Origin of the sequence: Pseudomonas sp. LLC-1, from assembly GCF_002992185.1 — a bacterium.
GTDB lineage: Bacteria > Pseudomonadota > Gammaproteobacteria > Pseudomonadales > Pseudomonadaceae > Aquipseudomonas > Aquipseudomonas monteilii.
On the sequence record NZ_LUVY01000015.1, the window covers coordinates 376,728 to 393,863 of the forward strand.

Annotated in this window: 17 protein-coding genes; 12 read left to right on the forward strand and 5 right to left on the reverse strand. The window is 62.2% G+C overall.

Going from position 1 to position 17,136, the window contains the following annotated elements; translation table 11 throughout:
• Positions 1 to 13: 13 nt before the first annotated feature.
• Complete coding sequence (locus A0O30_RS16905) at positions 14 to 502, reverse strand: ABC transporter substrate-binding protein (RefSeq protein ID WP_105947246.1); 489 nt, start codon at positions 500 to 502, stop codon at positions 14 to 16.
• A 223-nt stretch (positions 503 to 725) separates the two neighbouring features.
• Between A0O30_RS16905 and A0O30_RS16910 the strand changes: the two genes are divergently transcribed.
• On the forward strand, positions 726 to 1,202 hold the full coding sequence (locus tag A0O30_RS16910) for a DUF4399 domain-containing protein (protein WP_016712565.1): 477 nt from the start codon (positions 726 to 728) through the stop codon (positions 1,200 to 1,202).
• Between the two features lie 46 nt (positions 1,203 to 1,248).
• Here the strand turns inward: A0O30_RS16910 and serA are convergent, their stop codons facing one another.
• Positions 1,249 to 2,478 carry a phosphoglycerate dehydrogenase gene (serA, locus tag A0O30_RS16915; RefSeq protein ID WP_016712564.1) on the reverse strand — a complete coding sequence of 410 codons (1,230 nt, stop codon included), beginning with the start codon at positions 2,476 to 2,478 and terminating at the stop codon, positions 1,249 to 1,251.
• A gap of 171 nt (positions 2,479 to 2,649) precedes the next feature.
• Between serA and A0O30_RS16920 the strand changes: the two genes are divergently transcribed.
• The 4 genes from A0O30_RS16920 to A0O30_RS16935 all read left to right on the forward strand — a co-directional run bounded on the left by A0O30_RS16920 (position 2,650) and on the right by A0O30_RS16935 (position 6,830).
• Positions 2,650 to 4,047 carry an FAD-binding oxidoreductase gene (locus tag A0O30_RS16920; RefSeq protein ID WP_105947247.1) on the forward strand — a complete coding sequence of 466 codons (1,398 nt, stop codon included), beginning with the start codon at positions 2,650 to 2,652 and terminating at the stop codon, positions 4,045 to 4,047.
• 25 nt (positions 4,048 to 4,072) lie between these two features.
• Positions 4,073 to 4,738 carry a fumarylacetoacetate hydrolase family protein gene (locus A0O30_RS16925; protein WP_105947248.1) on the forward strand — a complete coding sequence of 222 codons (666 nt, stop codon included), beginning with the start codon at positions 4,073 to 4,075 and terminating at the stop codon, positions 4,736 to 4,738.
• Positions 4,739 to 4,920: 182 nt separating this feature from the next.
• A complete protein-coding gene (locus A0O30_RS16930) occupies positions 4,921 to 5,838 on the forward strand; it encodes an SdiA-regulated domain-containing protein (RefSeq protein WP_105947249.1) in 918 nt (305 codons plus the stop codon).
• 89 nt (positions 5,839 to 5,927) lie between these two features.
• The gene (locus A0O30_RS16935) at positions 5,928 to 6,830 is read left to right on the forward strand and encodes an SdiA-regulated domain-containing protein (RefSeq protein WP_105947250.1); all 903 of its coding nucleotides are present in this window, start codon (positions 5,928 to 5,930) and stop codon (positions 6,828 to 6,830) included.
• Positions 6,831 to 6,934: 104 nt separating this feature from the next.
• On the opposite strand, the gene rpiA is transcribed toward A0O30_RS16935, so the two are convergent.
• Positions 6,935 to 7,609 (reverse strand): ribose-5-phosphate isomerase RpiA, encoded by a 675-nt coding sequence (gene rpiA, locus A0O30_RS16945; RefSeq protein ID WP_016502110.1) that lies wholly within the window; start codon positions 7,607 to 7,609, stop codon positions 6,935 to 6,937.
• Between the two features lie 135 nt (positions 7,610 to 7,744).
• Here rpiA and ilvA point away from each other — a divergent pair, with 135 nt between their 5' ends.
• Positions 7,745 to 9,259 (forward strand): threonine ammonia-lyase, biosynthetic, encoded by a 1,515-nt coding sequence (gene ilvA, locus A0O30_RS16950; RefSeq protein WP_105947251.1) that lies wholly within the window; start codon positions 7,745 to 7,747, stop codon positions 9,257 to 9,259.
• A 38-nt stretch (positions 9,260 to 9,297) separates the two neighbouring features.
• Positions 9,298 to 9,723: a DUF2269 domain-containing protein gene (locus tag A0O30_RS16955; RefSeq protein ID WP_105947252.1), complete on the forward strand. Its 426-nt coding sequence runs from the start codon at positions 9,298 to 9,300 to the stop codon at positions 9,721 to 9,723.
• A gap of 121 nt (positions 9,724 to 9,844) precedes the next feature.
• On the opposite strand, the gene A0O30_RS16960 is transcribed toward A0O30_RS16955, so the two are convergent.
• Complete coding sequence (locus A0O30_RS16960) at positions 9,845 to 10,501, reverse strand: HAD family phosphatase (RefSeq protein ID WP_105947253.1); 657 nt, start codon at positions 10,499 to 10,501, stop codon at positions 9,845 to 9,847.
• 141 nt (positions 10,502 to 10,642) lie between these two features.
• On the opposite strand from A0O30_RS16960, the gene A0O30_RS16965 reads away from it, so the two are divergent.
• Together A0O30_RS16965 and ptsP are read left to right on the forward strand one after the other, a co-directional pair.
• Complete coding sequence (locus tag A0O30_RS16965) at positions 10,643 to 11,122, forward strand: RNA pyrophosphohydrolase (protein ID WP_003249017.1); 480 nt, start codon at positions 10,643 to 10,645, stop codon at positions 11,120 to 11,122.
• A 22-nt stretch (positions 11,123 to 11,144) separates the two neighbouring features.
• Positions 11,145 to 13,424: a phosphoenolpyruvate--protein phosphotransferase gene (gene ptsP / locus A0O30_RS16970; protein ID WP_105947254.1), complete on the forward strand. Its 2,280-nt coding sequence runs from the start codon at positions 11,145 to 11,147 to the stop codon at positions 13,422 to 13,424.
• A gap of 117 nt (positions 13,425 to 13,541) precedes the next feature.
• Here ptsP and A0O30_RS16975 read toward each other — a convergent pair whose 3' ends face one another.
• Positions 13,542 to 14,288, reverse strand: coding sequence for an NRDE family protein (locus tag A0O30_RS16975; protein ID WP_105947255.1), 747 nt, complete (start codon positions 14,286 to 14,288; stop codon positions 13,542 to 13,544).
• A gap of 129 nt (positions 14,289 to 14,417) precedes the next feature.
• Between A0O30_RS16975 and A0O30_RS16980 the strand changes: the two genes are divergently transcribed.
• The 3 genes from A0O30_RS16980 to A0O30_RS16990 are packed head-to-tail and all read left to right on the forward strand — an operon-like array spanning position 14,418 to position 17,046.
• Positions 14,418 to 15,200 (forward strand): sulfite exporter TauE/SafE family protein, encoded by a 783-nt coding sequence (locus A0O30_RS16980; RefSeq protein WP_104833779.1) that lies wholly within the window; start codon positions 14,418 to 14,420, stop codon positions 15,198 to 15,200.
• A gap of 16 nt (positions 15,201 to 15,216) precedes the next feature.
• Positions 15,217 to 16,023 (forward strand): prolipoprotein diacylglyceryl transferase, encoded by an 807-nt coding sequence (lgt, locus tag A0O30_RS16985; protein WP_060498094.1) that lies wholly within the window; start codon positions 15,217 to 15,219, stop codon positions 16,021 to 16,023.
• A 51-nt stretch (positions 16,024 to 16,074) separates the two neighbouring features.
• Positions 16,075 to 17,046: a thymidylate synthase gene (locus A0O30_RS16990; RefSeq protein ID WP_105947256.1), complete on the forward strand. Its 972-nt coding sequence runs from the start codon at positions 16,075 to 16,077 to the stop codon at positions 17,044 to 17,046.
• Positions 17,047 to 17,136 lie beyond the last annotated feature (90 nt).

Genomic DNA, 17,136 nt, shown 5'->3' on the forward strand with positions numbered 1-17,136 from the left:
GGCGACAAAGGGGTTACTGCCCGGCCGCAGTCTCCTGCACACCCTTGAACCACTTCTGCTCAAGCTCGGCAGTGCGGCCACTGTCCTTCAAGCGTTGCAGTGCATTGTTTACGGCACTTTCGAAAGCCGGGTTGTCCTTCTGGAACGGAATCACCAGCTTCTTTTCGCCAATCGGCAGGCTCACATCGAGTGGGCCGTCGCCCTTTGGCGCAACGGTCGACGGGGTGAGTGCAATGTCATATTTGCCACTCTCGACACCGCTCAGCACTTCGGCGGCCGGGGCTTCGACGAATTCGGCGCGCAAGTCCAGCTCCCGGGCCAGGTCCTGGCCAAATTCGATGTCGAACCCCGTCAGGTGGTCGTCTTGCTTGAAGGCGTACGGTGAATTGTCAGCCTGTACCGCAATCCGCAGTTCGCCCCGGTCGGCGACTTCGTCTATCAGCTCCGCCTGGGCCAATGGACTGATCAGTACTGCCAGCAGTACCCCTATGGTCGAACGCATGAATGCCCCTTTTCTTTTAGCAGATGAATAACTTTCGCCACGGCTTTCTTCCTCGCCGTGATCGAGCGCAGCCTATGACCTTGAAGCCTCGGCATTGTTTAACCCTGACGGAAATATTTCTGTCAGGCAATGTGAACACCTTGGCGAATATTTCAACTAAGGTGAACTACCGCTGCCGTTGGATCCCAGGCTGCGGTCAATAAGTGAATCACAGGAGAAGTGAATGAACAGCCTATTTTCGCGTGCTGCCGTTGCCGGTCTGCTGATGGGAGCGTCGGTGTTCGCCAGTGCCGCAGACGCCCTGAAGAGCCAGGAGCCGCCCAAGGAGGCCAAGGTCTTCATCGTTTCCCCCGCCGATGGTGCCACGGTCGACAAGACCTTCACCGTCAAGTTCGGCATCGAGGGCATGGCTCTCAAGCCAGCGGGTGACCAGACCCCGCACACCGGGCACCACCACTTGCTGGTGGATGTGGATAAAGAACCCGTGGCTGACATGCCGCTGCCAACCAGCCTGATGCCGGAAGCCGGCACCGCGCTGCCGGCGGGCCCGCAGGTGCTGCATTTCGGCAAGGCGCAGACCGAAACCAGCATTACCCTGACGCCGGGCAAGCACACCCTGCAATTGATTCTGGGTGACCAGTATCACGTGCCGTTCAAGCCGAGCGTCGAGTCGAAGAAGATCACGGTTGAAGTGAAATAAAAAAAGGGAGGCCACCAGGCCTCCCTTTTTCATGCAGCAAGCAAACTTAGAACAGGACGCGGGAGCGGATGGTGCCCTTGACCTGTTGCAGTTTCTCTTGCGCCAGGTCGGAGTACTCGGCGTCAACGTCGATTACCACGTAACCGACTTTCTCGTTGGTCTGCAGGAACTGACCGGAGATGTTGATACCGTTCTCGGCGAACACCTTGTTGATCTCGCTGAGCACGCCCGGGATGTTTTCGTGGATGTGCAGCAGGCGGTGCTTGCCTGGGTGCGCCGGCAGGGCTACTTCCGGGAAGTTGACCGAGGACACCGAGGTACCGTTGTCGCTGTACTTGACCAGCTTCTCGGCCACTTCCAGGCCGATGTTGGCCTGGGCTTCGGCGGTGGAACCGCCGATGTGCGGGGTCAGGATCACATTGTCCAGGCCGCGCAGCGGGCTTTCGAACTCTTCGTCGTTGGAGCGTGGCTCGACCGGGAACACGTCGATGGCGGCGCCGATCAGGTGCTTGTCCTTGATGGCGGCGGCCAGATGGTCCAGTTCAACCACGGTGCCACGGGCGGCGTTGATCAGGATCGCGCCCTTCTTCATCGAGCGGATTTCTTTCTCGCCGATCATCCACTGGGTGGATGGCAGCTCAGGCACGTGCAGCGAAACGATGTCGGCCAGGCCCAGCAGCTCGTTCAGGCTGGTGACCTGCACGGCGTTGCCCAGTGGCAGCTTGGTCAGCGGGTCGAAGAAGTACACCTGCATACCCAGGTTCTCGGCCAGGACCGACAGCTGGGTACCGATCGAACCGTAACCGACGATGCCCAGCTTCTTGCCACGGATTTCGAACGAGTTGGCTGCGCTCTTGATCCAGCCGCCACGGTGGCAGGAGGCGTTTTTCTCAGGGATGCCGCGCAGCAGCAGGATGGCTTCGGCCAGCACCAGCTCGGCCACCGAACGGGTGTTGGAGTACGGCGCGTTGAACACGGCGATACCGCGCTCGCGGGCCGCTTCCAGGTCGACCTGGTTGGTGCCGATGCAGAAGCAGCCAACAGCGACCAGTTTCTTGGCGCAGTCGAAGATCTCTTCGGTGAGCTGGGTGCGCGAACGGATGCCGATGAAGTGGGCGTCGGCGATCTTTTCCTTCAGCTCGGCTTCCGGCAACGAACCAGTGAGGTATTCGATGTTGGTGTAGCCGGCAGCCTTGAGGGTATCGACTGCGTTCTGGTGCACACCTTCAAGAAGAAGGAACCGGATCTTGCTCTTGTCGAGAGAAGTCTTGCTCATCTGCGTAAACCTGTATCCCGGAGAAAAAATGGCGAGGGGTGATGCCAGGCGCGAGGGCAGCCTTAGCATGAACAGCGGGAGGGCTATGCTAGCATACGCGACACAATCTGAGCTTATCCCGACAGGTGAAGAGTGCTCAGGGTGACTATGAATAAGTCGAGAGTTCCAGCGATGACCCACCCCGCTGTAATTGAAGAACTGATGACCCTTGTCGACCCTGGCAAGGTCCTGACCGACGCGGCTTCCCTCGAAGCCTATGGCAAGGACTGGACCAAGCATTACCCGCCGGCGCCCAGCGCCATCGTCTTCCCCAAGACGGTCGAGCAGGTGCAGGCGATTGTGCGCTGGGCCAATGCGCACAAGGTGGCGCTGGTGCCTTCTGGCGGGCGTACCGGGCTTTCGGCCGGCGCCGTGGCGGCCAATGGCGAGGTTGTCGTTTCTTTCGACTACATGAACCAGATTCTCGACTTCAATGCCTTCGACCGCACCGTGGTCTGCCAGCCGGGCGTGATCACGCGGCAGTTGCAGGCCTACGCCGAAGAACAGGGCCTTTATTACCCAGTGGACTTCGCTTCCAGCGGGTCCAGCCAGGTTGGCGGCAATATCGGTACCAATGCCGGCGGCATCAAAGTGATTCGCTATGGCATGACCCGCAACTGGGTGGCCGGGTTGAAAGTGGTCACCGGCAAGGGCGAGCTGCTGGAGTTGAACAAGGACCTTATCAAGAACGCCACCGGCTACGATCTGCGCCAGTTGTTCATTGGTGCCGAAGGCACGCTGGGCTTCGTGGTCGAGGCCACCATGCGGCTGGACCGGGCACCGCGCAACCTGACCGCGATGGTGCTGGGCACGCCGGACTTCGACTCGATCATGCCGGTGCTGCATGCCTTCCAGGGCAAGCTGGACCTGACCGCCTTCGAGTTCTTCTCCGACAAGGGGCTGGCCAAGATCCTGGCACGCGGCGATGTGCCGGCGCCGTTTGAGACCGATTGCCCGTTCTATGCGTTGCTGGAGTTCGAGGCCAGCACCGAGGAGGTGGCCAACGAGGCCCTGGCCACCTTTGAGCACTGCGTGGAGCAGGGCTGGGTGCTGGACGGGGTGATGAGCCAGAGTGAAACCCAGCTTAAAAACCTGTGGAAGCTGCGTGAGTACCTGTCGGAAACCATCTCGCACTGGACCCCGTACAAAAACGACATTTCCGTCACCGTCTCAAAAGTGCCTGCATTCTTGCGCGATATCGACGCTATCGTCGCAGAGCATTACCCCGACTACGAAGTGGTGTGGTACGGCCACATCGGCGATGGCAACCTGCACCTGAACATCCTCAAGCCCGAGCACATGAGCAAGGATGACTTCTTTGCCTCCTGCGCCAAGGTCAACAAGTGGGTGTTCGACATCGTCAAGCACTACAACGGCTCGATCTCGGCCGAGCACGGCGTGGGCATGACCAAGCGCGACTACCTGGGCTACAGCCGCTCGCCCGAAGAAATCGCCTGCATGAAGGCAATAAAGGCCGTCTTCGACCCTAACGGCATCATGAATCCGGGTAAGATCTTCGCACCTGAATAAAAAGCAGTATCCAGAGGAGTCGGCCATGAGTTACCAGCACCAGTACGTAGACGGCACGCGCATTCACTTCCCGCTGGGCAAGGTGGTGTGCATCGGCCGTAACTATGCCGAGCATGCCAAGGAACTGGACAACCCGATCCCTACCGAGCCGCTGCTGTTCATCAAGCCGGGTAGCTGCGTGGTGCCGGCCGAAGGTGGCTTCAAGATCCCGGTCGAGCGTGGCTCGGTGCACTATGAGGCGGAGATTGCCGTGCTGCTGGGCAAGCCACTGTCGACTCACCCGAGCGAGGAAGAGGTGCTGGACGCCATTTCCGGTTACGCCCCGGCGCTGGACCTGACCCTGCGCGATGTGCAGGCCAAGCTGAAAGAGAAGGGCCTGCCGTGGGAGCTGGCCAAGTGCTTCGACGGCGCCTGTGTGCTGCCGCCGTTCGTCTCGACTGGCAGCTTCGAGGACGTGACCGACATCCCGGTACGCCTGACCGTCAACGGCGAAGTACGCCAGGACGGCAACAGCGCGATGATGCTGAACCCGATCGTGCCGATGATCCAGTACATGGCGGCGCATTTTTCGTTGCAGGCGGGGGATGTGATTCTCACCGGAACCCCGGCGGGCGTGGGGCCGTTCAATGTGGGTGATGAGCTGGTGCTGGAGTTGCCGGGTGTAAGCCGCTTCGAAAGTCGGGTGCTCTGAGCCCAATCCGCGTTGCCTTCTTCACGGGCTCGCCCGCTCCCACAGGAATGTCACAAGCTTCAAGTCTGTGTATAACCCTGTGGGAGCGGGCGTGCCCGCGAAGAGGCCGGACCTGTTTACTGATTTTTCACACCCTATCCGGATAATGCGCGGACCTACGCCCATTTCCCCAGGACCCGCGCATGCCATCATCCTCCGCCCCGGCAACCCCCAAGCGTCGCTTCTACCTGCGCTGGCCCTTCGGCCTGGCCGTGGCAGCGGTGATCGGTTATGGCGTGGCCGTGGCCATGCACTGGGATGACCGCGGTGCGTTGTGGGTAAAAGAAAGCTTCGAAAGCACCGCCGAGCGCAGCGAAAGCGTGTGGTTGCCGGACTACCAGGTAGACATCGATGCCAAGCCGCTGCCAGGCATGGACGATGACGAAGCCTCGGACCTGGCCTTCAACCCACATACCCGTACCTTGTTCGCGGTCATGGGCAAGAACCCGATCCTGGTCGAGCTGAGCCTGGATGGCGATGTACTGCGCAAGATCCCGCTCAATGGCTGGAACAACCCGGAAGGCGTTGCCGTGCTGGAAGACGGCTACCTGGCCATCACCGACGAGCGCCTGCATGACCTGACCGTGGTCAAGGTGGATGCACAGACCACGGCGTTGAACCATGACGACTTCCAGAGCCACGACCTGGGCCCGTCGGTGAAAAGCAACAAGGGCTTCGAGGCCGTGGCCTGGGACCCGATGCGCCAGCGCCTGATCATCGGCGAAGAGCGCCCGCCCAAGCTGTACACCTGGAACACCGATGGCCGCAGCCCGCTCAAGGGTGAGAAGCAGCCTTTGCCCAGCGATGAACTCGACCTGCGCAACCTCTCGGCGCTGGGTGTCGACCCGCGTACTGGCCACCTGCTGGTGCTCTCGGCCGACTCCAACATGCTGCTGGAGCTGGACGAACAGGGCCAGCAGGTCAGTTTCATGACCTTGCTTGGCGGTTTCAACGGGCTTGAAGACACCATCCCGCGTGCTGAGGGCGTGGCCATGGACGACAAGGGCAACCTGTATATGGTCAGTGAGCCAGCGCTGTTCTATCGCTTCAAGAAAAACTGACAGCATCTTCGGACTTGCCTGACGCTGGCATTAAGCTTTGCTTCAGCCGTTAATGGTTAGATTCGCCACCCCTGTGTCGAGTCTGCCCTATGCGCCGTTTTGTTCGCCTGTTTCTGATTCTTGTCGCCCTCGGCCTACTCCTGCTTGGCTGGGCCGGGCAGGAGTTTCGCCTGTTCGAGCGTGGCTGGTTCAACCTGAAAACCTGGTGGCAGCCCGCCGAGCAGAGCATTGGTTTGGACCGCTACCGGGTGGTGGTGGAGGCCAAGCCGGTCGAAGGCCTGGATGATGACATCTCGGCGCTGACCTACGACCCCGACCGCAAAACCCTGTTCACCGTCACCAATGCCCGTTCGGAGCTGATCGAGCTGTCGCTGGATGGCCGCATCCTGCGCCGCGTGCCATTGACCGGGTTTGGCGACCCGGAAGCCGTGGAGTACGTGGGGCCCAACAGCTATGTAATCACCGACGAGCGCCAGCAGCGGCTGATTCGCGTACGGCTGGAAGACGACACGATGTTCCTCGATGCCGGTGACGCCGAGCAACTCAGCCTGGGCATTGGCCTGAACGGCAACAAGGGTTTCGAAGGGCTGGCCTACGATTCGGTGGGTAAGCGCCTGTTCGTGGCCAAGGAGCGTGACCCGATGCTGATCTACGAGGTGCACGGTTTCCCGCATGACAACCCGGAAAAGCCTTACGCGGTGCATGTGGTGCAAGACCGCAAACGCGATGCGCGGCTATTTGTGCGGGATTTGTCGAGCTTGCAGTTCGATGAGCGCAGCGGGCATTTGCTGGCGCTTTCGGACGAGTCGCGGCTGGTGCTGGAGCTGGATGTAGAAGGCAGGCCGCTGAGCACCTTGTCGTTGCGCAAGGGCTTCCAGGGGTTGCAGGCAACGGTGCCGCAGGCGGAGGGGATTGCAATGGATGACGCGGGGACCATTTATCTGGTCAGTGAGCCGAACCTGTTCTATGTGTTCAAGCAGCCGGCTGATTGATCGCCTGTGAGGGCCTATTCGCGGGCTCGCCCGCTCCCACAGGTATGTCGCAGGTTTCAGACCCTGTGCAGTACCTGTGGGAGCGGGCGAGCCCGCGAAGACGATTACTCGGCTTTCAGGCTCTTCACACCTTCAGCGGTACCCAGCAGCAACAAATCCGCCGGCCGCGCCGCGAACAGGCCGTTGGTCACCACGCCAACGATGGCGTTGATCTGCGCTTCAAGCTCCACCGGGTTGGTGATCTGCAGGTTGTGCACGTCGAGGATCACGTTGCCGTTGTCGGTCACCACACCCTCGCGGTACACCGGGTCGCCGCCCAGCTTCACCAGCTGGCGAGCCACATGGCTGCGGGCCATCGGGATCACTTCGACCGGCAGCGGGAAGGCGCCCAGCACCGGTACCAGCTTGCTGCCGTCGGCGATGCAGATGAAGGTCTTGGCCACGGCCGCGACGATCTTCTCACGGGTCAGGGCCGCGCCACCGCCTTTGATCAGGTTCAGGTGCGCGTCGCTTTCGTCGGCGCCGTCCACGTAGAACTCCAGCTCGCTGACGCTGTTCAGCTCGTAGACCGGGATGCCATGGCCTTTCAGGCGCTGCGCGGTGGCTTCGGAGCTGGCGACTGCGCCGTCGAAGGCGGTCTTGTGCTGAGCCAGGGCGTCGATGAAGAAGTTGGCGGTCGAACCGGTACCGACGCCGACAACGCTCTTTTCATCCAGCTTCGGCAGAATGAAGTCGACAGCGGCCTGGGCGACGGCCTGTTTGAGTTGGTCCTGGGTCATGCGGGCTCCGAAAAGGGGCAGGGCGGTTTTCAAAGTTGCCTAGTATAACGGCTTGGGCGGCTTTGCTGTGGTCGCCCGACGTAGCGCTGGGGTAGACTCCCAGCCCTTGTCCCGCGGCCCAGTGATGCTTTCCCGATGCTCGAACAGTACGTCAAGAAGATCCTCACCTCGCGCGTCTATGACGTTGCCGTCGAAACCCCGTTGCAGAGCGCCGGGCAGCTGAGCAAGCGCCTGGGCAACCAGATTCTGCTCAAGCGTGAAGACCTGCAGCCGGTGTTCTCGTTCAAGATCCGTGGGGCGTACAACAAGCTGGCCCAGCTGAGCCAGGAAGAGCTGGCCCGGGGCGTGGTTACCGCCTCGGCGGGCAACCACGCCCAAGGCCTGGCCCTGGCCGCGCGCGAGATGGGCATCAAGGCCACCATCGTGATGCCCAAGACGACTCCGGAGATCAAGGTCGAAGGCGTGCGCTCGCGCGGTGGCAAGGTGGTGCTGCATGGCGACTCGTTCCCCGAGGCGCTGGCCTATTCGCTGAAGCTGGTGGATGAAAAGGGCTTTGTCTACGTCCACCCCTACGATGACCCGCACACCATCGCTGGGCAGGGCACCGTGGCCATGGAAATCCTGCGCCAGCACCCTGGCCAGCTGGACGCGATCTTCGTGCCTGTGGGAGGCGGTGGCTTGATCGCCGGCATTGCTGCCTACGTGAAGTACCTGCGCCCCGAAATCAAGGTGATCGGCGTTGAGCCGGATGACTCCAACTGCCTGCAGGCGGCCATGGCGGCCGGCGAGCGCGTGGTGTTGCCACAGGTCGGGTTGTTCGCTGACGGCGTGGCGGTGGCCCAGATCGGCCAGCACACCTTCGATATCTGCCGTCACCATGTGGATGAGGTGGTGACGGTCAGCACTGATGAAATCTGTGCGGCAATCAAGGATATCTACGACGATACCCGCTCGATTACCGAACCTGCCGGCGCTCTGGGCGTGGCGGGCATCAAGAAGTATGTCGAGCTGTACGGCGTGACCGGGCAGACCCTGGTGGCTATCGATTCCGGCGCCAACGTCAACTTCGACCGCCTGCGCCATGTGGCCGAGCGTGCCGAGCTGGGTGAAAAGCGCGAGGCGATCATCGCCGTGACCATCCCCGAGCGCCCGGGCAGCTTCAAGGCGTTTTGTGAGGCCATCGGCAAGCGCCAGATCACCGAGTTCAACTACCGCAAGCACACCTCTGACGAGGCGCACATTTTCGTCGGCGTGCAGACCCACCCGGAAAACGACCCGCGAGCGGCGCTGGTGCAGCACCTGACCGAGCAGGGCTTCCCGGTTACCGACTTGACCGACAACGAACTGGCCAAGCTGCACATTCGCCACATGGTCGGTGGCCATTCGGCCGGTGCCAGCGATGAGATGGTACTGCGCTTCGAGTTCCCCGAGCGGCCGGGGGCGCTGTTCAACTTCCTCAACAAGCTGGGCGGGCGCTGGAACATCTCGATGTTCCATTACCGCAACCATGGTGCGGCTGACGGGCGCGTGGTGGCGGGGTTGCAGGTGCCGGAGGACGAGCGCCACCTGGTGCCGGCAGCGTTGGCCAAGATCGGCTATCCCTACTGGGATGAGACCGAGAACCCGGCGTACAAGCTGTTCCTGGGTTGAGCGGCTAAGCTTGGCTTATTGCTCAAGGATGTGAAGACATGGAACACCTGACCACCCTCAAGACCTTGCACATGATTGCCACCGCCCTGCTGCTTCTGGGGGCTCTGGGTCTGGCAATCTGGACCGTGCGTGCCCGCAGGCAAGGCGATGCCGAGGCCTATGCCAAGCTGCTGCGTCGACCTTTGGTGTTCGTCTGGCTGGTCATGGGCCTTTGCCTGGTGAGCATGCCATTTACCGGCTGGTGGCTGGTGCACCTCGTGGGGTGGCCGCTTGGGCAGACCTGGGTGCTGGCGTCCAGCGTCATCTATACCGTTGGCGCGTTTGCCGTATGGTGGCTGCTGGTGCGGCTGAACCGGCTGCGCAAGGCTGAGGTGGTGGGGTTGCGGTTTACCCTGGCGCTGGCGGTGTTCAGCGGTGTTTGCTTCCTGTCCATTGCCGGGCTGATGGGTGCCAAACCGGTCTGATTGAATTTGGGGCTGCTTTGCAGCCCATCGCCGGCAAGCCAGCTCCCACAAAGAGCGGGCTTGCGCTGTTCCTGTGGGAGCTGGCTTGCCGGCGATGGGCCGCAGAGCGGCCCCGGCAATCTCAAGCCCTGAGCGAAACCACCGGCCACCCACGCTTCTCGGCTTCGGCCCGCAGGTTTGGGTCCGGGTCCACCGCCACCGCGTGCGTCACCCGCTCCAGTAACGGCAAATCATTCATCGAGTCGCTATAGAAATAGCTGTCCTCAAGATCAAAGCCGTTCTCCAGCATCCAGCGCTCCAGCCGCGTCACCTTCCCTTCACGGAAACACGGTATATCGGTACTGCGCCCGGTATGGCGACCGTCCCGCATTTCGCATTCAGTCGCCAACAACACCTTCACCCCAAGGCGGCGGGCAATCGGTGCGGTAACGAAGCGGTTGGTAGCGGTAATGATCACCAACTGGTCGCCGGCTTCACGGTGTTGCTGCAGCAAGGCCAGGGCCTTGGGCAGGATGATCGGCTCGATGCAGTCGCGCATGAAGTCGCGGTGCCATTCGTCCAGCTGGGCTGCAGGCGTTGCCGCCAGGATCTCCATGGAGAAGGCCAGGTAGGCCTGCAGGTCCAGGGTGCCGTTGAGGTAGTCCTGGTAGAAGCCATCGTTGCGCTGCTTGTAGGCAACCGGGTCAAGGATGCCGCGCTGGCACAGGTAGTCACCCCAGGCATGGTCGCTGTCGCCATCGAGGAGGGTATTGTCCAGGTCGAATAAAGCCAGGCGCATCGCGGTCACTCGTATCAGCCTCAGGGTAGGCCCGCAGAATACGGAGTTTTCACGCTGCTGCACATAAGCTTGGCGGGCGCGTTGCTGCGCTCGCAAGCTTTGTGGAACAATGCGGTGACATGCGTTTGCGAGGTTGCTGCCGTGATCGACCCGGATGGTTTTCGCCCCAATGTCGGGATCATTCTCACGAATGATGCCGGGCAGGTGCTATGGGCTCGACGGATCAACCAGGATGCCTGGCAGTTCCCCCAGGGTGGTATAAACCCTGACGAGACGCCGGAAGATGCCCTGTACCGCGAGCTGAACGAAGAAGTTGGCCTTGAACGCGATGATGTGGAAATTCTTGCCTGCACCCGCGGCTGGTTGCGTTATCGTTTACCCCAGCGACTGGTCCGTACCCACAGCCAGCCGCTGTGCATCGGCCAGAAGCAGAAGTGGTTCCTGCTGCGTCTGGTCAGCAACGAACAGCGGGTGCGGATGGACCTGACCGGAAAGCCGGAATTCGACGGCTGGCGCTGGGTGAGCTATTGGTACCCGCTGGGCCAGGTTGTGACATTCAAGCGCGAGGTGTACCGGCGCGCCCTGAAAGAGCTAGCACCGCGTCTGCTGACGCGCGACTGACGACGGAGTTCGACCCCGAGCCATGCTCAATACGCTGCGCAAGATCGTCCAGGAAGTAAACTCCGCCAAAGATCTCAAGTCGGCGTTGGGGATCATTGTCTTGCGCGTCAAGGAGGCCATGGGCAGCCAGGTCTGCTCGGTCTACCTGCTCGACCCGGAAACCAACCGTTTCGTGCTGATGGCCACCGAAGGCCTGAACAAGCGCTCTATCGGCAAGGTCAGCATGGCCCCCAACGAAGGCCTGGTCGGCCTGGTCGGTACCCGGGAAGAGCCGCTGAACCTGGAAAACGCCGCCGACCACCCGCGTTACCGCTACTTTGCCGAAACCGGTGAAGAAAAATTCGCCTCCTTCCTCGGTGCGCCGATCATCCACCACCGCCGCGTGGTCGGGGTGTTGGTCATCCAGCAGAAGGAGCGCCGCCAGTTCGACGAGGGCGAAGAAGCCTTCCTGGTCACCATGAGTGCCCAGCTTGCCGGGGTTATCGCCCACGCCGAGGCCACCGGTTCGATCCGTGGCCTGGGCCGCCAGGGCAAAGGCATCCAGGAAGCCCGCTTCGTTGGTGTGCCAGGCTCGCCTGGTGCAGCCGTGGGCCGCGCGGTGGTGATGCTGCCACCCGCCGACCTGGAAGTGGTGCCGGACAAGACCGTCGATGACATCGACGCCGAACTCAAGCTGTTCCAGAACGCCCTTGAAGGCGTGCGCGACGACATGCGCAAGCTGTCGGCCAAGCTGGCCACCCAGCTGCGCCCGGAAGAACGCGCATTGTTCGATGTGTACCTGATGATGCTCGAAGACGCGGCCCTGGGTGGTGAGGTGACCGAAGTCATCAAGACCGGCCAGTGGGCCCAGGGCGCGCTACGCCAGGTGGTCGGCGAGCACGTCAACCGCTTCGAGCTGATGGACGATGACTACCTGCGCGAGCGCGCTTCCGACGTCAAGGACTTGGGCCGGCGCCTGTTGGCCTACCTGCAGGAAGCCCGTTCGCAGTCGCTGGTGTACGCCGACAACACCATCCTGGTCAGTGAAGAGCTGACCCCGGCCATGCTCGGCGAAGTGCCGGAAGGCAAGCTGGCTGGCCTGGTCTCGGTGTTGGGCTCGGGCAACTCCCACGTTGCCATCCTGGCTCGCGCCATGGGCATCCCCACGGTGATGGGCCTGGTTGACCTGCCGTATTCCAAGGTCGACGGCATCGAGCTGATCGTCGATGGCTACAAGGGTGAAGTCTTTACCAACCCGAGCGAAGTGCTGCGTAAGCAGTACAGCGACGTGGTCGAGGAAGAACGCCAGCTGGCCCAGGGCCTGGACGCCCTGCGCGAACTGCCCTGCGTCACCCCGGACGGCCACCGCATGCCGCTGTGGGTCAACACCGGCTTGCTGGCCGACGTGGCCCGTGCCCAGCAGCGTGGCGCCGAAGGGGTTGGTTTGTACCGCACCGAAGTGCCGTTCATGATCAACCAGCGCTTCCCCAGCGAGAAGGAGCAGCTGGCCATCTACCGCGAGCAGCTGGCCGCCTTCCACCCGTTGCCGGTGACCATGCGCACCCTGGACATTGGCGGTGACAAGGCGCTCTCGTACTTCCCGATCAAGGAAGAAAACCCCTTCCTCGGCTGGCGCGGCATCCGCGTCACCCTCGACCACCCGGAAATCTTCCTGGTGCAGACCCGTGCCATGCTCAAGGCCAGCGAGGGCCTGAACAACCTGCGCATCCTGCTGCCGATGATTTCCGGCATCCACGAGCTGGAAGAAGCCCTGCACCTGATCCACCGCGCTTGGGGTGAGGTGCGTGACGAAGGCACCGACGTGCCAATGCCGCCAGTGGGCGTGATGGTGGAAATTCCAGCGGCGGTGTACCAGACCAAGGAACTGGCGCGGCAGGTGGACTTCCTGTCAGTGGGGTCCAACGACCTGACCCAGTACCTGCTGGCGGTGGACCGCAACAACCCACGGGTTGCCGACCTTTACGACTACCTGCACCCGGCGGTGCTGCAAGCGTTGAACACGGTAGTGCGCGACGCCCATGGCGAAGGCAAGCCGGTGAGCATCTGCGGTGAGATGGCCGGTGACCCGGCGGCGGCGATCCTGTTGATGGCCATGGGTTTCGACAGCTTGTCGATGAACGCCACCAACTTGCCGAAAGTGAAGTGGATGCTGCGCCAGGTGAACATGGGCAAGGCCAAGGAGTTGTTGGCTGAAGCCTTGAGCCATGACAACCCGCAGGTTATCCACAGCTCGCTGCAGCTGGCGCTGAAGAACCTTGGGTTGGCGCGGATGATTGGGCCTGGGGCCAATAAATCTCTTTGACACCTGCACTGGCCCTATCGCCGGCAAGCCAGCTCCCACAGGTACTGCACATGACTTCAAGTCGGCGCGGTCGAGGTGGGAGCTGGCTTGCCGGCGATAGGGCAGGTAAATGCAGCATCAAACTTCCAGACTGACCTCCCCCAAGTTCCCGCCAAATGGCCCAAAACTGCGCTCAATCAGCCGCCTTCTCCCTTGATCATCCACAATCAGCACCGTGCTCGCCCGCGTCCCGTAGTTCTGGCTGGCAATAAACACACTCGACAGCAGTTTCTCGGTCGCCACCCCAACGCCCGTCTCTGGTAAGTCTCCATCCGCCGCAGGCTCGTTATCTGCCAGCAACGCCAGCAGCCACTGCGGTTCCGGCGTTTCCAGTAACCCTTCCAGCCCACGGCGCGCCTTCACCAACTTCGGCCATGGCGTGTCCAGCCCGGCATTGGAAAGCCCGTAAACCCCCGCCTCCAGCAGGCGCGGCGCGGCTTCCCGTGCATGCAGATACCCCAGCTGCCGCCCATCACCCACCAACAGGTTGAACCCCGAATACTGCCCACTGTGGCTGGCCACCTGGTCCAGGTAAGCCTCGACCCCCAACTCACCTTTCAGATACGCCGCCACCAGCTCGCCCCGTGAGCGCGGCCCCAACGTCTGACCCGGGTCACGGATATTGGTCAACGCGGCAAAGCGCCCCTGCGGGCCCACGCCCAGCCAGGTGCCACCGGCCTCCAGGTCGCGGCCGGCATGCACTCCGGGGGCATCCTCCCAGGCCGCCAGGGCCTGGGTGGGGCGGGCATAGAACTCGTCGCGGTTGGCTGCGACGATCAGCGGCAGGGCATGCCCCGGCCGCCAAGCGAATACGATCAGGCACATCGGTCGGGCCTCTGTGTTTTATGCCACTGTACCCACAGCGGCGGGGCGGATCCATCCTGTCACAGAGTTCACTAGAGCCCCGAGCCCGGCTTCCGTTACCATGCCGGATTGTTTTGCTGGGGAAGCCGAATGGAATTCGTGCTCTATCTGCTGTTGGGCGCCTGTGCCGGTGTGCTGGCCGGGCTGTTTGGCGTGGGCGGTGGCATCATCATCGTGCCGGTGCTGGTGTTCAGCTTCACCTTGCAGGGCTTCGATGCCTCGGTGCTGACCCACCTGGCCGTCGGCACGTCGCTGGCCACCATCGTCTTTACCTCGATCAACGCCGTGCTCGAGCACCAGCGCAAAGGTGCCGTGCAATGGCCGATCTTCGCCTGGATGACCCTCGGCATCCTCATCGGCGCCGGCATCGGTGCCAAGACGGCCTCGCTGATCCAGGGCCCGCTGCTGCAGAAGATCATCGGCGTGTTCGCCCTGGTCATCGCCGCGCAGATGGCCCTGGACCTCAAGCCCAAGGCCAGCCGTGGCATCCCCGGCAAACCCGCGTTGATCGGGGCGGGCGGGGTGATTGGCTGGGCCTCGGCCATTTTCGGCATTGGCGGCGGTTCGCTGACCGTGCCGTTCCTGACCTGGCGCAGCCTGCCCATGCAGCAGGCAGTGGCCACGTCCTCGGCCTGTGGCCTGCCGATTGCCGTGGCCAGTGCCCTGAGCTTCATGCTGCTGGGCTGGCACGAAGAGCACCTGCCACCCCATAGCCTGGGCTACGTGTACCTGCCGGCGCTGGTCGGCATTGCCGTGACCAGCATGTTTTTCGCCCGCTTTGGCGCGCGCCTGGCGCACAAGCTGTCGCCCCGTTTGTTGAAACGCCTGTTCGCAGCACTGCTGTTCTGTGTAGGCCTCAGCTTTTTGATTTGAATCGAGAGGAAGTTCCATGCTGCCTTACCCGCAGATAGACCCCGTGGCCGTGGCCCTCGGGCCGCTGAAAATCCACTGGTACGGCCTGATGTACCTGATCGGCATCGGCGGCGCCTGGCTGCTGGCCTCGCGCCGGCTGAACCGCTTTGACCCTACCTGGTCGCGTGAGAAGCTGTCCGACCTGGTGTTCTGGCTGTCGATGGGGGTAATTGTCGGTGGGCGGTTGGGCTATGTGCTGTTCTATGACCTGCACCAGTACCTGGCCAACCCGACACTGATCTTCGAGGTGTGGAAGGGCGGCATGTCGTTCCATGGCGGCTTCATTGGCGTGATGTTGGCGGCCTTGTGGTTTGGCAAGCGCAACAACAAGTCGTTCTTCGAACTGATGGATTTCGTCGCCCCGCTGGTGCCGATCGGCCTGGGCGCCGGGCGTATCGGCAACTTCATCAACGCCGAACTGTGGGGCAAGCCTACCGACGTGCCATGGGCGATGATCTTCCCGCCGTTCAGCGACCCGGCGCAGTTGCCGCGCCACCCGTCACAGCTCTACCAGTTCGCCCTTGAGGGCGTGGCGCTGTTCGTCATCCTCTGGCTGTTCTCGCGCAAGCCACGGCCGACCATGGCGGTATCGGGCATGTTCGCGTTGTTCTACGGCATCTTCCGCTTCATCGTCGAATTCGTCCGCGTACCGGATGCCCAGCTGGGTTACATTGCCTGGGGCTGGCTGACCATGGGTCAGATTCTGTGCGTGCCGATGATCCTGGCTGGCCTTGGCCTGATCTGGTGGGCTTATAATCGCAAGCCTACGGCGAAACCCGCCTGACTAATCCCACGGCAGGGGCGATCCCCCTGCCGTTTTTGCTACAGGTAAGCCATGAAACAGTATCTGGACCTGGTCCGCGACGTTATCGACAACGGCACGCTGCAGGAAAACCGCACCGGCATCCGCACCATCAGCCTGCCGGGCGCGATGCTGCGCTTCGACCTGCAGAAGGGCTTTCCGGCCATCACCACGCGCAAGCTGGCGTTCAAGTCGGCGATCGGCGAAATGGTCGGCTTTCTGCGTGGCGTGAAGAACGCCGGTGAATTCCGCGAGCTGGGCTGCAAGGTGTGGGACCAGAACGCCAACGAGAACGCCCAGTGGCTGGCCAACCCGTTCCGCCAGGGCCATGACGACCTGGGCGAGATCTACGGCGTGCAATGGCGCCAGTGGCCGGGCTACAAACGCATCCCGCTGAGCAACCCGGCGGCCATCGAAATGGCCGAAAAGGCAGGCTTCCGTCGCATCGCTCAGGACGAAGAGGACGGCGTCGCGTTCGTCATCCTGTACAAGGCCATCGACCAGGTGCGCCAGTGCCTGGACACCATCGCCAACGACCCGGGCAGCCGCCGCATCCTGTTCCACGGCTGGAACTGCGCGCAGCTGGACGAAATGGCCCTGCCGCCGTGCCACCTGCTGTACCAGTTCCACCCGAATGTAGAGACCAAGGAAATCTCCCTGACCCTTTACATCCGCTCCAACGACTTGGGCCTGGGTACACCGTTCAACCTCACCGAAGGCGCGGCGCTGCTGTCGCTGTTCGGCCGCCTGACCGGGTATACCCCGCGCTGGTTCACCTACTTCATCGGCGATGCCCATGTGTATGAAAACCACCTGGACATGCTGAACGAGCAGCTCAAGCGCGAGCCGCTGGAGGCGCCGAAGCTGGTAATCAGTGACCGCGTGCCGGCGTTCGCCGAGACCGGCAAGTATGAGCCGGAGTGGTTGGAGAAGATCGAGCCGAGTGATTTCTGGCTGGAAGGGTATGAGCACCATGCGCCGATGACGGCGCCGATGGCGGTGTGACCCTTTAGACTGCCGGGGCTGCTTTGCAGCCCTTTCGCCGGCAAGCCAGCTCCCACAGGATGGCGCTGCCTGTAGGGGCTATGCAAAACC

Bases quoted from the DNA above. Each gene is read 5' to 3' on its own strand.
- A0O30_RS16905 (WP_105947246.1), bottom strand. From the start codon at position 502: ATGCGTTCGACCATAGGGGTACTGCTGGCAGTACTGATCAGTCCATTG.
- A0O30_RS16910 (WP_016712565.1), top strand. From the start codon at position 726: ATGAACAGCCTATTTTCGCGTGCTGCCGTTGCCGGTCTGCTGATGGGA.
- serA (WP_016712564.1), bottom strand. From the start codon at position 2,478: ATGAGCAAGACTTCTCTCGACAAGAGCAAGATCCGGTTCCTTCTTCTT.
- A0O30_RS16920 (WP_105947247.1), top strand. From the start codon at position 2,650: ATGACCCACCCCGCTGTAATTGAAGAACTGATGACCCTTGTCGACCCT.
- A0O30_RS16925 (WP_105947248.1), top strand. From the start codon at position 4,073: ATGAGTTACCAGCACCAGTACGTAGACGGCACGCGCATTCACTTCCCG.
- A0O30_RS16930 (WP_105947249.1), top strand. From the start codon at position 4,921: ATGCCATCATCCTCCGCCCCGGCAACCCCCAAGCGTCGCTTCTACCTG.
- A0O30_RS16935 (WP_105947250.1), top strand. From the start codon at position 5,928: ATGCGCCGTTTTGTTCGCCTGTTTCTGATTCTTGTCGCCCTCGGCCTA.
- rpiA (WP_016502110.1), bottom strand. From the start codon at position 7,609: ATGACCCAGGACCAACTCAAACAGGCCGTCGCCCAGGCCGCTGTCGAC.
- ilvA (WP_105947251.1), top strand. From the start codon at position 7,745: ATGCTCGAACAGTACGTCAAGAAGATCCTCACCTCGCGCGTCTATGAC.
- A0O30_RS16955 (WP_105947252.1), top strand. From the start codon at position 9,298: ATGGAACACCTGACCACCCTCAAGACCTTGCACATGATTGCCACCGCC.
- A0O30_RS16960 (WP_105947253.1), bottom strand. From the start codon at position 10,501: ATGCGCCTGGCTTTATTCGACCTGGACAATACCCTCCTCGATGGCGAC.
- ptsP (WP_105947254.1), top strand. From the start codon at position 11,145: ATGCTCAATACGCTGCGCAAGATCGTCCAGGAAGTAAACTCCGCCAAA.
- A0O30_RS16975 (WP_105947255.1), bottom strand. From the start codon at position 14,288: ATGTGCCTGATCGTATTCGCTTGGCGGCCGGGGCATGCCCTGCCGCTG.
- A0O30_RS16980 (WP_104833779.1), top strand. From the start codon at position 14,418: ATGGAATTCGTGCTCTATCTGCTGTTGGGCGCCTGTGCCGGTGTGCTG.
- lgt (WP_060498094.1), top strand. From the start codon at position 15,217: ATGCTGCCTTACCCGCAGATAGACCCCGTGGCCGTGGCCCTCGGGCCG.
- A0O30_RS16990 (WP_105947256.1), top strand. From the start codon at position 16,075: ATGAAACAGTATCTGGACCTGGTCCGCGACGTTATCGACAACGGCACG.